Source organism: Hydrogenophaga electricum (assembly GCF_030160815.1).
Taxonomy (GTDB): Bacteria; Pseudomonadota; Gammaproteobacteria; order Burkholderiales; family Burkholderiaceae_C; genus Hydrogenophaga; species Hydrogenophaga electricum.
Map to the genome: position 1 here is coordinate 33,456 of NZ_BSPB01000001.1, position 13,088 is coordinate 46,543.

The following is a 13,088-nucleotide window of genomic DNA, read 5'->3' on the forward strand; positions in this document are numbered from 1 at the left end:
GAGCGAAACACGAGAGACGTTCACATGATTGACAACCTCAGCTGGGTCACGGCATACCCTGAAATCCTCCTGCTGGTGATGGCCTGCGTGATTGCGTTGGTGGATCTGGCGGTCAAGACACCGCTGCGCGGTGCCACCTACGTGCTGACCCTGGCCACCCTGGCCGTGGTTGCCTACCTTCAGGGCAGCTACGCGGCCACCGGCCAAACCCTCCACGGCTTCGGTGGCATGATCGTCAGCGACCCCATGGGCAACTGGCTCAAGTGCTTTGCCAGCATCGCGGTGTTCGTCACCCTGGTGTATGGGCGCGGTTATGCGGGTGCGCGCGACATGATGCGGGGCGGTGAACTGTTCACGCTGTCGCTCCTGGCCTTGCTGGGCATGTTCGTGATGATCTCGGGTCACAACTTCCTGATCATCTACCTGGGTCTGGAACTGCTGACCCTGGCCAGCTATGCGCTGGTGGCTCTGCGCCGTGACGACCTCAACGCGACCGAGGCCGCGATGAAGTACTTTGTGCTGGGTGCGCTGGCCAGTGGCTTCCTGCTCTATGGCCTGTCCCTGGTGTATGGCGCCACGGGATCGCTCAACGTGACCGAGGTCATGCAAGCCATCGCTGGCGGTGAGGGTTCGCTCAAGGGTTCGGCCCAGGTGCTGGTGCTCGGGCTGGTGTTCGTGGTGGCGGGTCTTGCCTTCAAGCTCGGCGTCGTGCCTTTCCACATGTGGGTGCCTGACGTCTACCACGGTGCCCCCACGGCAGTGACACTGCTCATCGGTGGTGCACCCAAGCTGGCCGCCTTTGCCATCGTCGTGCGACTGCTGGCCGAAGGTCTGCAACCTCTGGCGGTCGACTGGCAGCAGATGCTGGCCGTCCTGGCCGTGCTGTCGCTGCTGGTGGGCAACCTGACCGCCATCGCGCAGAGCAACCTCAAGCGCATGCTGGCGTTTTCCACCATCGCGCAGATGGGCTTCCTGTTGCTGGCGCTGGTGGCAGGTGTTGTGGGCGACGACAAGAGCAATCTGGCCAACGCCTATGGCTCGGCCATGTTCTACGTCGTGTCCTATGTGCTGACCACGCTGGGCACCTTCGGGGTCATTCTGCTGCTATCGCGCCAGGGTTTCGAGTCCGAAGAGGTCCAGGACCTGGCTGGCCTGAACCAGCGCAGTCCGCTGTACGCGGGCATCATGGCGATCTTCATGTTTTCGCTCGCCGGTGTGCCGCCTTTGGTCGGCTTCTACGCCAAGCTGTCGGTGCTGCAGGCGCTGCTCGCCCATGGCGGTTCGTTCTATATCGGTCTGGCCGTGTTCGCCGTCATCATGTCGCTGATCGGCGCCTTCTACTACCTGCGTGTGGTGAAGGTGATGTACTTCGATGCACCGGCACAGACCGCGCCGATCGAGGCCCCAGTCGAAGTGCGCTCGCTCCTGTCGCTCAACGGGGCGCTCGTGCTGGTGCTGGGTTTGTTGCCTGGCGGCCTCATGGCGCTGTGCGCCCAGGCGGTGGCTCAGCTGTTTGCCTGAGGTCGGTGGCGGCGGTGTGAACCTGTCGCCACCATCGCGATCCCATCCGCATGTCGCATTCTTTCTCCGTCTGGCTTGTCCTGCTCGTGGCCCTGACCGGCGCCAATCTGCCTTTTGTGAACAACCGATGGCTGGCGCTGTGGCCGCGCGGTGCGTCCGCTGCACCCAAGAGCCTGGGGGTGCGTCTGGCTGAACTGCTGGTGATGTATTTCTTTGTGGGCGGCATTGGTCTGGCGCTGGAGCAGTCGGCGGGCCAGATCTATTCCCAGGGCTGGGAGTTCTATGCCACCACCGCAGCGCTGTTCCTGACCCTGGCGTTTCCGGGCTTTGTGTGGCGCTATCTGTTCAAGCGCCGGAATTGAGCCGTGGACGCGCCGGCTGACGCGCACCTGCGCGAAGAACCTGTGGCCCGACAGGAGCTGTTGCGGGGCCACTTTCTCCACGCCGTGCGCGACACGGTCCGCCTCCCTTCGGGGCGGGAAGCGACGCGGGAATACGTGCTGCACCCGGGCGCGGTGATGGTCATCGGCCTGCTCGACGATGGTCAGGTGGTGCTGGAGCGGCAATGGCGCCACCCGATGCGGCAGGTGATCATCGAATTCCCGGCCGGCAAGCTCGACGCGGGCGAAGGCAGCCTGTCGTGTGCCCGCCGTGAACTGCTCGAAGAGACAGGCTACACCGCCGCCGAATGGGCGTTCGCCGGCCGCTTGGCGCCCACCATCGCCTATTCCGACGAGGTCATCGATATCTGGTTCGCGCGGGGCCTGGTGCCCGGTGAACGGCAACTCGACGACGGTGAATTCCTGGACGTCTTCAGCGCCACGCCGGAAGCCTTGCTTCAGGCCTGCCGCGACGGCACCACGATCGACAGCAAGACCCTGGTCGGGGCACTGTGGCTTCAGAATGTGCTCTCGGGCGCTTGGTCACTCGATTGGTCGGGGGCAATGCCAGCGGCCGTCGCCCGATAATCTCGCCATGAAGGTTCTCAACCTCCAGTGCGAGCACCAGCACACTTTTGAAGGCTGGTTCGCTTCCGAAGACGACTTCCAGCAGCAACGGGATCGGGGTCTGCTTGCGTGTCCTGTCTGCGGTGCAGCCCATGTCTTGAAGATGCCTTCCGCGCCCCGCTTGAACCTGGGCACTCCCCGGGAAGAGGGTTCGCGCTTGCCCGCCGATGCGCCGAAGGCGCCACAGGCGCCGGCGCCCGAGCTTCAAGCCCGCCTTTTGAAGGCCATGCGCGAAATCGTGGCCCAGACCGAAGATGTCGGTGAGCGATTCGCCGATCAGGCCCGCGCCATGCACCAGGGCGACATCGCCCAGCGCAACATCCGCGGACGCGCCAGCCCCGAAGTGGCGATGGCCTTGATCGAGGAGGGTATCGACGTCGTGCCCCTGCCCGATCTGCCCGCCATCAAGGAAACCTTGCAGTGACCAGAGCCGCCTGAGCGGCTCCCGGCAGGGTGGCCGAACCACCCGCCGGCAGTGAGCGTCATGTGCGAACCGCTTTCCTGTCAGGGGTACAGGCCGCGCATCTCGCGCGCGTGCAGGATGCGCTGGCAGGCGACAATGAAGGTCGCTGTGCGCAGCGATACCTTGTTCTCCTGGGCCACCTGCCAGACGCCTGCAAAGGCTTCCTGCATGATGCGCACCAGGCGGGCATTGATCTCGTCCTCTGTCCAGAAGAAGCTCGAGAAGTCCTGCACCCACTCGAAATAGCTGACCGTCACGCCGCCGGCGTTGGCGATCACGTCGGGCAGCACCAGCACACCCTTGTCGTTGAGGATGTCGTCGGCCTCCGGCGTCGTCGGGCCGTTGGCGCCCTCGATCACCATCTTGGCCTTGATGCGGCCCGCGTTGCCCTTGTGGATCTGGCCTTCAAGCGCTGCCGGGATGAGGATGTCGCAGTCCACGCTCCAGAAGTCGTCGTTGGCCATCGTTTCGGCGCCGGCAAAGCCGCCGACCCCGCCTGTCTGTTTGACGTGGGCGAGCAGGGCCGGCACGTCGAGGCCATTCGTGTTGAAGATGGTGCCGGTGTGGTCCTGCACGGCCACGACCTTGGCCCCGGCTTCGGCAAACAGCTTGCCGGCGATACCACCCACATTGCCGAAGCCCTGGACCGCCACGCGCGCACCTTCGACGGGCAGGCCGGTGAGCTTGGCGGCCTCGATGCCGACGGTGAACACGCCCCGGCCGGTGGCCTCGACGCGGCCCAGCGAGCCACCCAGATCCACTGGTTTGCCGGTCACCACGCCGGTGGCGGTGGCCCCCACGTTCATGGAATACGTGTCCATCATCCAGGCCATGACCTGGCCGTTGGTGTTCACGTCGGGCGCCGGAATGTCCTTGGAGGGGCCGATCAGCAGGCCGATTTCGCTGGTGTAGCGGCGCGTCAGGCGCTCCAGCTCGCCGCGCGAAAGCTGCTTGGGATCGACGCGGATGCCACCCTTGGCACCGCCGTAGGGCACGTTGACGGCAGCGTTCTTGACCGACATCCACGCCGACAGCGCCATCACTTCCGAGAGCGTCACGTCCTGGTGAAAGCGCACACCGCCCTTGCCGGGGCCGCGGCTGAGGTTGTGCTGAACGCGGTAGCCCTCGAAGTGGGCGATGGTGCCGTTGTCCAGCTCGATCGGCACGTCCACGACCAGAATGCGTTTGGGGCGCTTGAGCGTTTCCACCCAGCGCGCGAGCGGGCCCAGGTAGGGTGTTACGCGGTCGACCTGTTGCAGGTAGGTGCCCCAGGGCCCGAGGTGGTTCGGGTCCAGGTAGGAGGGCAGGGCGTGGGTGAAGGCGGCCGGCGAATTCGTGGCCACAACCGGGGTGGAAGAGGGTGCTTGTGACATGGGCGAAAAGCTCCAAAGGGGTTCGTCGCCCCTGGTGGAGCCGACGGATCGAGAGCTTACGCAGGCCTTTTCAGCCTGTCCAAGGCCGGCTTGGCTGGACGTTATGCGTCAAACGCATAGTTGTGCGCTCGCCGTGGTGTCCGGCGCCAACGCAGGCTGTCTGGTCAGCTGAACTGCAGGGCGGCCAGCCGTGCGTAAAGACCGCCAGCCGCGACCAGTTCGGCATGGGTCCCTTGCTCGACGATGCGGCCGTGGTCCAGCACCACAATGCGGTCGGCCTGCTGCACGGTGGCCAGGCGGTGTGCGATCACCAGGGTGGTTCGGTCCTGCATGGCCGATTCGAGCGCGGCCTGCACGGCCCGCTCGCTTTGCGCGTCCAGCGCGCTGGTGGCCTCGTCGAGCAGCAGCAGGGGCGGGTTCTTGAGCATGGCGCGCGCGATGGCGATGCGCTGGCGCTGACCGCCCGACAGACGCACCCCACGCTCGCCCAGGAAGCTGGCGTAGCCATCCGGCAATTCGCGGATGAAGGCGTCGGCATGCGCGGCGCGGGCGGCGGCGACCACCTCGTCGTCGCTGGCATCGGCACGACCGTAGCGGATGTTCTCCATCGCCGTGGTGGAGAAGATCACCGCATCCTGCGGCACCACACCGATGCGCGCGCGCAGTGCCTGCAGATCCATCTGGTCGATGGGCACGCCGTCCAGCACGATGCGGCCCGCCTGCGGATCGTAGAACCGCAGCAGCAGGCCCAGCACCGTGGTCTTGCCGGCGCCGCTGGGCCCGACGAGTGCCACCGTGCTGCCCGGCGTCACGGCCAGCGAGAACCCGCTGAGCGCCGCCTGCGCCGGGCGCGAGGGGTAGTGGAAATCCACGCTGTCAAAGACCAGTTGTGAGCCGCCCACGGGCAGGGGCGCCTCTCGCGGCTGGGGGGGCGACTGCACGGGCGAGCGCAGGGCCAGCAATTCCATCAGCCGTTCGCTGGCGCCTGCCGCGCGCAGCAGGTCGCCGTAGACCTCGCCCAGCACCGCCACGGCGCCGGCAAAGATGATCACGTACAGCACCGCCTGTCCCAGTTGGCCGGCGCTCAGTTGCCCGGCCAGCACCGCCTGCGTGCCCTGGTAGAGCCCCCAGAGAATGAGGGCCGCGTTGGCGATGATGATGAATGCTACCAGGAAGGCCCGTGCGCGGCTGCGGCGCACGGCGGTGGCAAAGGCGTTTTCCGTCGATGCGGCAAAACGCCGGGTTTCGTGGGCTTCGCCGGTGAAGCTCTGCACCACGGGCACCGCGCCCAGCACCTCGGCCGCGATGGCGCTGGAGTCGGCGACGCGGTCCTGGCTGGCGCGCGACAGCCGGCGCACCCGCCGCCCGATGGCCATCGCCGGCAGCACCACCAGCAGCACGACGGCCAGCACGGGCACCATCACATAGGGGTGGCTGATCACCAGCATCAGCAGGGCGCCGATGCCGGTGACCGCGTTGCGCAGCCCCATGGAAAGCGAGGAGCCCACCACGGTCTGCACCAGCGTGGTGTCGGTGCTCAGCCGCGAGACCACCTCGCCGGTTTGCGTGGTTTCGAAGAACTGCGGGCTTTGCCGGAGCACGTGGGCGTAGACCGCGTTGCGCAGATCGGCCGTGATGCGCTCGCCCAGCCAGCTGACCATGTAAAAGCGCGAGGCCGACGCCACGCCCATCAGCACCGCCACGCCAAAGAGCTGCAGGAAGTGTCCTCGCAGCGCCAGCGCCTGCGCGCCCCGGTCGGTCGCCTGGCCGGACGTCAGCCCGCCATCGACCAGTTGCCGCAGCGCAAGCGGAAACAGCAGCGTCGCGGCCGCGGCCATCAGCAGGAACAGCAGCGCCAGCGTCACCTGCCAGCGGTAGGGGCGGATGAAGGGCAGCAGGCCGCGCAGTGGTGCGGCACTGGCCGCGCGGGCGCGATCCGGGTTGGGGGTGCTCATCGGGGGGATTGTGGCCGGATGGGCCCGCAGGGGGGCGCCGCTCAGTCCCGCGGGCGCATCACGATGGTGATGACGGCAGGCACGCTGCCATCGACGTCGCGTGGGAGCACGCCGGTGCGGTCGATGGCGCGCAGGGCGGCCTGGTCCCATTCGGGATCGCCGCTGGAGCGCACCACGCGGCGGGCGGTGATGGTGCCGTCGGACGCAGCGCGCACCTCCACTTCGGCACGCAGGGAGGCCGGGAATTCCTGCTGGTAGATGATGTTGGGCCGGATGCGGGCCACCACGCGCCCGGCGTAACCCGATGAGGGGCCGCTGCTGCGCTGGGCGGTGCCGGTGGCCGTGGCGCCCCCGGTGGCGCCGGCCTGACCCATGATGCGGCGCAACTGCTCTTCGCGCGCGGCCTGGGCGGCCTTGTCGGCGCGGCGCTGCTCGTCGGCCTCGCGCTTTTGCTCGGCGAGTTTCTTTTGTTCGGCTTCTTTCTTCTTTTTGTCTTCAGCCAGCTTTTTCTCGCGCGCCGCCTTTTCTGCCTTTTCGCGCTTGTCAGCTTCGGCCTTGGCGCGCTGCTTTTCCTGCGCCAGGGCTTCGCGCCGCTGGCGCTCTTCTTCCTGCTTCTTTTTCGCCTGGGCGGTGGCGATCTCGGCGTCCTTGACCTTTGGCGGTGCCGGGGGGGCAGGCTGGGGCACCGGCTTGGGTTCCGGTTTCGGTGCGGGCGGGGTTTCGGGTGCCGGCGGGGGCGGTGGTTGCACGGGAGCCGGGGCGGCCTGGCGCGCCGTGGGGGACCAGATCTCGGTTTCGAAGGCCACCAGGACCGGATCGTCCCGCCATTGGATGCCCCAGGTCAGGGCCGCAATGAGCAGGCCGTGCACCACCAGCGCCAGGCCGACCGGCCCGGTCCAGCGACCGGCCTGTGGGGGCTTGAATTCCAGGCTTTCGGCGGTGGCCTTCATCACAGGGCTTCCAGCGGCGTCAGCGCGAGGTCTTGACCGCCAGGCCGATCGGTCCGATGCCCGCTTCGCGCAGGGTGCTCATGGCGTTGACCACGGCTTCGTACTGCACGCCCTTGTCGGCGCTGATCATGACCGCCACCTTGGCGTCGGGGGTGGTGTCGATGCGCGCGCGCCACTGCTGCACTTCGCGCGCCAGTTGCGACAGCTTGACGGTGTTGCCGTCCTTGCCGGACGGGCCTTCGCGAATCTCGATGGTTTCGTCCTTTTCGATGATCACGCTGACGTACTTGGCCGGTGGCCGGCTGGCTGACTCGCCGGCGCTGGGCACTTCGATCTGGCTGGGCGTGATCAGCGGCGCCGTGACCATGAAGATGATCAGCAGCACGAGCATCACGTCGATGAACGGGACCATGTTGATCTCGTTCTTGGTGCGGCGGGCGCGTCCGCGGGAAGAGGCGGCGGGCATGGGCGTCGGCTCCGCGTCAGTGCCCCGAAGCCGAAGCCGAGGCCGGCTGGTGACCCAGGTTGCGCTGCAGGATGTTGGAGAACTCTTCCATGAAGGTCTCCAGCCGGATGGCGACGCGGTCGACGTCGTGCGTGAAACGGTTGTAGGCGACCACGGCCGGGATGGCGGCAAACAGGCCGATGGCGGTGGCCACCAGGGCTTCGGCGATACCGGGCGCCACCGTGGCCAGGGTCACCTGGGCCAGCGCCGCGAGGCCGGTGAAGGCATGCATGATCCCCCAGACCGTGCCGAACAGGCCCACATAGGGTGCGACCGAACCGACGGTACCGAGGAACGACAGGTTGGACTCCAGCGTGTCCAGCTCGCGCTGCAGGCTGGCGCGCATGGCACGGCGGGCGCCGTCGAGCAGTGTGCCGCTGTCGTTGATGCGGCGCTCGCGCAGCTTGTTGAATTCGCGCATGCCGCTGGCGAAGATGCGCTCCATCGGGCCGCCGTGGCGGGCGCTCTGGGCGGCGGCCACATACAGGTCGTTGAGGTTGGTGCCGGACCAGAACTCGCGCTCGAAGTCGTCGTCGTGCGCCTTGACGCGCTTGATCGCGAAGACCTTGCGGAAGATGGCGGCCCAGCTGATGACGGACATCAGCACCAGCAGGACGACCACGGCCTGGACCACCCAGCTGGCGTGGAGCAGCAACTGGACGATGGAGAGATCTTGCGGCATGGTTTCTAGAGCGGAGGTGGCGGGAAAAAGTTCGTCAGTCGGAGTTCGTCAGTCGGGCGCGGCTTGCAGGCGCTGCAGTACGCTGGCGGGGATGCGCGCGGGCCGCAAGGTCTGGGCATCGACCCAGCCAGCGCGGACTTCGCCTTCGCACAGCAGAACGGGCGGCTCGCCTTCCTGCTGCGGTTTCAGGAGCGCGCTCTGCACAATGGTAAGGGAGGCTTTGCCCACCTCAGTGGCCTGCGCGGTAACCAGAAGCAAATCGTCCAGGCGGGCACTGCGCAGGTAGCGCAACCGGCAGTCGCTGACGACGAACATGCCACCGGCTTCGTCGCGCAGTGCGCGTTGGTGCACGCCACGCTCGCGCAGCCACTCGGTGCGGGCGCGTTCGAAGAACTTGAGGTAGTTGGCGTAGAAGACGATGCCGCCAGCGTCGGTGTCTTCCCAGTAGACGCGCACGGGCCAGGAGAAAGTGGATCCCCACGCTCCACCGCTGCGCGGGTCGCTGCCTCCCGAGGGGGCTGATCCGGCTTGGGAACGGCCCGGCGCCGGATCGGTGGCCCCCACGCTGTGCGCGCTCACAGCGCGGCCTCCAGCCGGGCAATGGCTTCCTGCAGCTGCGGCAGGGCATTGGCGGTGGAAAAGCGCAGCCAATGCTGTGGGTCGGCGACGCCGAAATCGCGCCCCGGTGTGGTGGCCAACTGGGTGCGCTTCATGAGCTCGAAGGCCAGGGGCCAACTGCCGCCGGGCGTGTCGCCCTTGGGGTCGGTGCTGATGCCCCAGCGCTGGCACAGGCCCCGCACGTCGGCCCAGGCGTAGAAGGCGCCGTCGGGCATGACGGGCACGGTCAGGCCCAGGCGGCTGAGTTCGGGAATGAACCAGTCGCGCCGCGCCTTGAATTCGGCACGGCGGCGCTCGTATTCGGCCAGGCTCTCGGCCTCGAAGCAGGCCAGCGCCGCGTGCTGGGCGATGGTGCTGGCGCAGATGAACAGGTTCTGCGCCAACCTTTCCACCGGCGCCACCAGCGCAGGGGGCAGCACCAGCCAGCCCAGGCGCCAACCCGTCATGTTGAAGTATTTGCTGAAGCTGTTGACGCTGATGATTTGTTCGCCCAACCCGTCGGGCAGGCCCAGGGCGCTGTGGCCGTAGGCGTCCTCGTAGCTCAGGCCCAGGTAGATCTCGTCCACCAGGGTGATCCCGCCGCGCTCGCGCACGAAGCGGGCCGTGCGCTCCAGTTCGTCGCGGGCGATGCTGGTGCCGGTGGGGTTGGAGGGGGAGGCCAGCAGCACGCCGCGCGTGGATGGGCCCCACGCGGTTTCGACCTGGGCGGCGCTGAGCTGGAAGCGGCTGTCGGCCCCGGTCGGAATCAGCACAGGTCGCCCTTCGGCCGCCTGCACGAACTGCCGGTTGCAGGGGTAGCAGGGGTCGGGCATCAGGATGTCGTCACCCGCCTCAATCAGCGCGAGGCAGGCCAGTTGCAGCGCGGCCGAAGCACCGGCCGTGACGACGATGCGGCCCGGATCAACCTGCAGGCCGAAGCGGCTGGCGTACCAGCCGCTGATGGCTTCGCGCAGCGCGGGCAGGCCGGTGGCGGGCGTGTACTGGCTGCGGCCATCGCGGATGGCGCGCTCGGCGGCGATCTGCACCAGCGGTGGTGCGGTGAAGTCCGGCTCGCCGATGTTCAGGTAGATCATGGGGCGGTCGCCGGCCTGGGCCCGGGCTGCCATCTCGCTGGCGGTCTTGGCCAGCTCCATGACGTAAAAGGGCGCCACCCGTTGGGCGCGTTGGGCGATCCGCATGCTGCGTGCGCCGACGGTCAGGCCGCTTCCGGGCTGCCGTCGGCCGGCTTGCGGGGACTGCGCGGGCGGGGGGCCGCAGCCGTTTCCACCGGGCGCAGCTTTTCGGCCAGCGGGTGCAGCACGCCGTTGACGTATTTGTGGCCGTCGGTGCCACCGAAGCTCTTGGCCAGTTCGATGCATTCGTTGAGCACCACGCGCCAGGGCACGTCGGCGCAGTGGCGGAATTCGTACACACCGATCCACATCACGCCGCGTTCGATGGGCGAGATTTCGGCCAGCTTGCGGTCCAGCAGCGGTTCGATCAGGGCGTCGGCCTCTGCAGCTTCGGCAATGCAGCCGTGCAGCAGCGCGTCGTAGTGCACGCTGTCGGCCTTGTGAAAGCCCGAGAGGTCGCGCGTGAAGACGTCGATGTCGGTGGCCTCGTTGCGGCCGACAATGTGCTGGTACAGCGCCTGCAGCGCGAATTCGCGTGCGCGCGTCCGTGCCGATTTGTCCGAGGCCTTGCGGGGCTTGGTGTCGGTGTTCATCAGGCCAGTTGCTCCAGCAGATGCGCCATTTCAATGGCCACGCGCGCGGCGTCGCGGCCTTTTTCTTCCTGGCGGGCCACGGCTTGGGACACGTTTTCGGTGGTCAGGATGGCGTTGGCGATCGGGGTGTGGGTGTCGAGCGAGACGCGCGTGACGCCGGCACCCGACTCGTTGGACACCAGCTCGAAGTGGTAGGTCTCGCCACGGATGATGCAACCCAGCGCGATCAGGGCGTCGTATTCGTCCTGCTCGGCCATGGCCTGCAGCACCACGGGCACTTCCAGGGCGCCGGGCACGGTCACGCGCTTGATGTTCTTTTCCTGCACCCCCAGTGCCAGCAGCTCGGCGTGGCAGGCTTCGTACAGAGCGTTGGTGATGCCTTCGTTGAAGCGGGCCTGGACGATGCCGATGGAAAGCTTGCGGCCATCAAGCGGGCCGGAGGTGCCTTTGTCTGCGCCAAACATGGTGGAATCCGTTGAGAGTTACTGATCGCGGCCGAGATAGCCGGTGATTTCGAGGCCATAGCCGGCCATGCTGGGCATGCGGCGCGGCTGGCCCATCAGGCGCATGCGGTGCACACCGCATTCGCGCAGGATCTGGGCGCCCACGCCATAGGTACGCAGGTCCATGCGGCCGCGTTCGGGCGCCTGGGCCGAGCGGGCCGTGCCTTCGAACTGGGCCAGCAACTGCGCGGCGGATTCGCCGCAGTTGAGCAGCACCGCCACGCCGGCACCCGACTGGCCGATGTGGCGCAGGCTGGCTTCCAGGCTCCAGCTGTGCATGGAGCGGTCGATTTCGAGCGCATCGAGCACCGACAGCGGCTCGTGCACCCGCACGTCCACCACAGCGTCGCTGTCCCATTGCCCGTTCACCAGGGCCAGATGCAGGGCGCCGCTGGGCTCGTCGCGGAAGGCGTGCGCGGTGAATTCACCGAAGGCGGTGTGCAGCGGCCGGCTGCCGACTTTCTGCACCAGGCTTTCGTGGCGGCTGCGGTACTGGATGAGGTCGGCGATGGTGCCGATCTTCACGCCATGTTCGGCGGCAAAGAGCTGCAGATCGGGCAGGCGCGCCATGGTGCCGTCGTCCTTCATGATCTCGCAGATCACGGCGGCGGGCGAACAGCCGGCCATGGCGGCCAGGTCGCAACCCGCTTCGGTGTGGCCGGCGCGCATGAGCACCCCGCCTTCCACCGCTTGCAGGGGGAAGATGTGGCCGGGTTGCACCAGGTCTTCGGCCCGGGCATCGGGGGCCACGGCGGCCTGCACGGTGCGGGCGCGGTCGGCGGCGGAGATGCCGGTGGTCACGCCTTCGGCGGCTTCGATGGACACCGTGAAGGCGGTGCCCATCTTGGTGCCGTTGCGCGGCACCATGGGTGGCAGCCGCAGGCGCTCACAGCGCTCTTTGGACAGCGTCAGGCAGATCAGGCCACGGCCGAAGCGGGCCATGAAGTTGATCGCCTCGGGCGTCACATGGTCGGCAGCGAGGACCAGGTCGCCTTCGTTCTCGCGGTCTTCCTCGTCGACGAGGATGACCATGCGGCCGGCACGGATGTCGGCCACGATGTCTTCCACCGGGGAGATGGCCACAGGCCGCAGGGTTTCAGGGGCGTTCATGCGGTTTCCTTGAGGGAGGCGGGGCCGGCAGCGGTCAGCATGCGCTCGACGTAGCGGGCCACGGTGTCGATTTCGAGATTCACACCGCTGCCCGCCTGGAGATCGCCCAGGGTGGTGTGCTCGACGGTGTGGGGAATGAGGTTGATGCTGAAAGCGCAGCCTGCGGGGCTGTCTTCCACGGTGTTGACCGTGAGGCTGACCCCGTTGACCGTGATCGAGCCTTTGTAGGCCAGGTACTTGCCCAGCTCGGGCGGCGCCTGCACGCGCAGTGTCCAGCTCTCGCCCACCGCGGTGAAGGCGATCACCTGGCCGATACCGTCAACGTGTCCGGAAACGATATGGCCACCCAGTCGGTCGCTGGCACGCAGCGCCTTTTCCAGGTTCACACGCCGGCCGGCTTCGGCCAGGCCGGTGGTGCGGGTCAGCGATTCGGCCGAGATGTCGACGGTGAAACGGTGGGCCGGCACGTCCAGCGAGGTCACCGTCATGCAGGCCCCGTTGAGGGCGATGCTGTCCCCCAGACCCACATCGTCCAGAAAGCCGGCCGGTGTTTCGAGGGTGAGGCGTTTGCCATGCTGGGCGGAGGCGCCCAGTTCGGACAGGGCGGCGATACGCCCCACTGCGGTGATGATGCCGGTAAACATCCGGCTATTTTCGCAGGGTTTGTGCCGGCTTGCCCGACCAGGGCTGGCGCGG

Annotated in this window: 15 protein-coding genes; 4 read left to right on the forward strand and 11 right to left on the reverse strand. The window is 67.4% G+C overall.

Features of this window, described 5'->3' with window-relative positions; translation table 11 throughout:
• The first annotated feature begins 24 nt into the window (after positions 1–24).
• Genes nuoN through QQK43_RS00170 form a run of 4 tightly spaced genes read left to right on the forward strand, consistent with a single transcriptional unit; the run spans position 25 to position 2,952 of the window.
• Positions 25–1,521, forward strand: a complete 1,497-nt coding sequence (nuoN, locus tag QQK43_RS00155) for an NADH-quinone oxidoreductase subunit NuoN (protein WP_284306118.1) — start codon at positions 25–27, stop codon at positions 1,519–1,521.
• Positions 1,522–1,571: 50 nt separating this feature from the next.
• The gene (locus tag QQK43_RS00160; RefSeq protein WP_284306119.1) at positions 1,572–1,883 is read left to right on the forward strand and encodes a DUF2818 family protein; all 312 of its coding nucleotides are present in this window, start codon (positions 1,572–1,574) and stop codon (positions 1,881–1,883) included.
• Between the two features lie 3 nt (positions 1,884–1,886).
• Positions 1,887–2,489 (forward strand): NUDIX domain-containing protein, encoded by a 603-nt coding sequence (locus QQK43_RS00165; protein WP_284306120.1) that lies wholly within the window; start codon positions 1,887–1,889, stop codon positions 2,487–2,489.
• A gap of 7 nt (positions 2,490–2,496) precedes the next feature.
• Positions 2,497–2,952: a DUF1178 family protein gene (locus tag QQK43_RS00170; protein WP_234265722.1), complete on the forward strand. Its 456-nt coding sequence runs from the start codon at positions 2,497–2,499 to the stop codon at positions 2,950–2,952.
• Positions 2,953–3,032: 80 nt separating this feature from the next.
• On the opposite strand, the gene QQK43_RS00175 is transcribed toward QQK43_RS00170, so the two are convergent.
• The 11 genes from QQK43_RS00175 to QQK43_RS00225 all read right to left on the reverse strand — a co-directional run bounded on the left by QQK43_RS00175 (position 3,033) and on the right by QQK43_RS00225 (position 13,036).
• A complete protein-coding gene (locus tag QQK43_RS00175) occupies positions 3,033–4,364 on the reverse strand; it encodes a Glu/Leu/Phe/Val family dehydrogenase (RefSeq protein ID WP_284306122.1) in 1,332 nt (443 codons plus the stop codon).
• Between the two features lie 164 nt (positions 4,365–4,528).
• Positions 4,529–6,319: an ABC transporter transmembrane domain-containing protein gene (locus QQK43_RS00180; protein ID WP_284306123.1), complete on the reverse strand. Its 1,791-nt coding sequence runs from the start codon at positions 6,317–6,319 to the stop codon at positions 4,529–4,531.
• 41 nt (positions 6,320–6,360) lie between these two features.
• A complete protein-coding gene (gene tolA / locus QQK43_RS00185; protein ID WP_284306125.1) occupies positions 6,361–7,269 on the reverse strand; it encodes a cell envelope integrity protein TolA in 909 nt (302 codons plus the stop codon).
• 19 nt (positions 7,270–7,288) lie between these two features.
• Positions 7,289–7,735, reverse strand: a complete 447-nt coding sequence (locus QQK43_RS00190) for an ExbD/TolR family protein (RefSeq protein WP_284306128.1) — start codon at positions 7,733–7,735, stop codon at positions 7,289–7,291.
• A gap of 16 nt (positions 7,736–7,751) precedes the next feature.
• On the reverse strand, positions 7,752–8,456 hold the full coding sequence (gene tolQ / locus QQK43_RS00195) for a protein TolQ (protein ID WP_234265727.1): 705 nt from the start codon (positions 8,454–8,456) through the stop codon (positions 7,752–7,754).
• A gap of 48 nt (positions 8,457–8,504) precedes the next feature.
• Positions 8,505–8,912, reverse strand: coding sequence for a YbgC/FadM family acyl-CoA thioesterase (locus QQK43_RS00200; RefSeq protein WP_234265728.1), 408 nt, complete (start codon positions 8,910–8,912; stop codon positions 8,505–8,507).
• Positions 8,913–9,031: 119 nt separating this feature from the next.
• A complete protein-coding gene (locus tag QQK43_RS00205) occupies positions 9,032–10,252 on the reverse strand; it encodes a pyridoxal phosphate-dependent aminotransferase (protein WP_284306130.1) in 1,221 nt (406 codons plus the stop codon).
• A 17-nt stretch (positions 10,253–10,269) separates the two neighbouring features.
• The gene (gene nusB / locus QQK43_RS00210; protein WP_234265730.1) at positions 10,270–10,779 is read right to left on the reverse strand and encodes a transcription antitermination factor NusB; all 510 of its coding nucleotides are present in this window, start codon (positions 10,777–10,779) and stop codon (positions 10,270–10,272) included.
• A complete protein-coding gene (gene ribH, locus QQK43_RS00215) occupies positions 10,779–11,243 on the reverse strand; it encodes a 6,7-dimethyl-8-ribityllumazine synthase (RefSeq protein WP_234265731.1) in 465 nt (154 codons plus the stop codon). Before ribH ends, nusB begins: the two co-directional genes overlap by 1 nt.
• An 18-nt stretch (positions 11,244–11,261) precedes the next feature.
• Positions 11,262–12,392, reverse strand: a complete 1,131-nt coding sequence (ribBA, locus tag QQK43_RS00220; RefSeq protein ID WP_234265732.1) for a bifunctional 3,4-dihydroxy-2-butanone-4-phosphate synthase/GTP cyclohydrolase II — start codon at positions 12,390–12,392, stop codon at positions 11,262–11,264.
• Positions 12,389–13,036: a riboflavin synthase gene (locus QQK43_RS00225; protein ID WP_284306132.1), complete on the reverse strand. Its 648-nt coding sequence runs from the start codon at positions 13,034–13,036 to the stop codon at positions 12,389–12,391. Before QQK43_RS00225 ends, ribBA begins: the two co-directional genes overlap by 4 nt.
• Between the last annotated feature and the right edge of the window lie 52 nt (positions 13,037–13,088).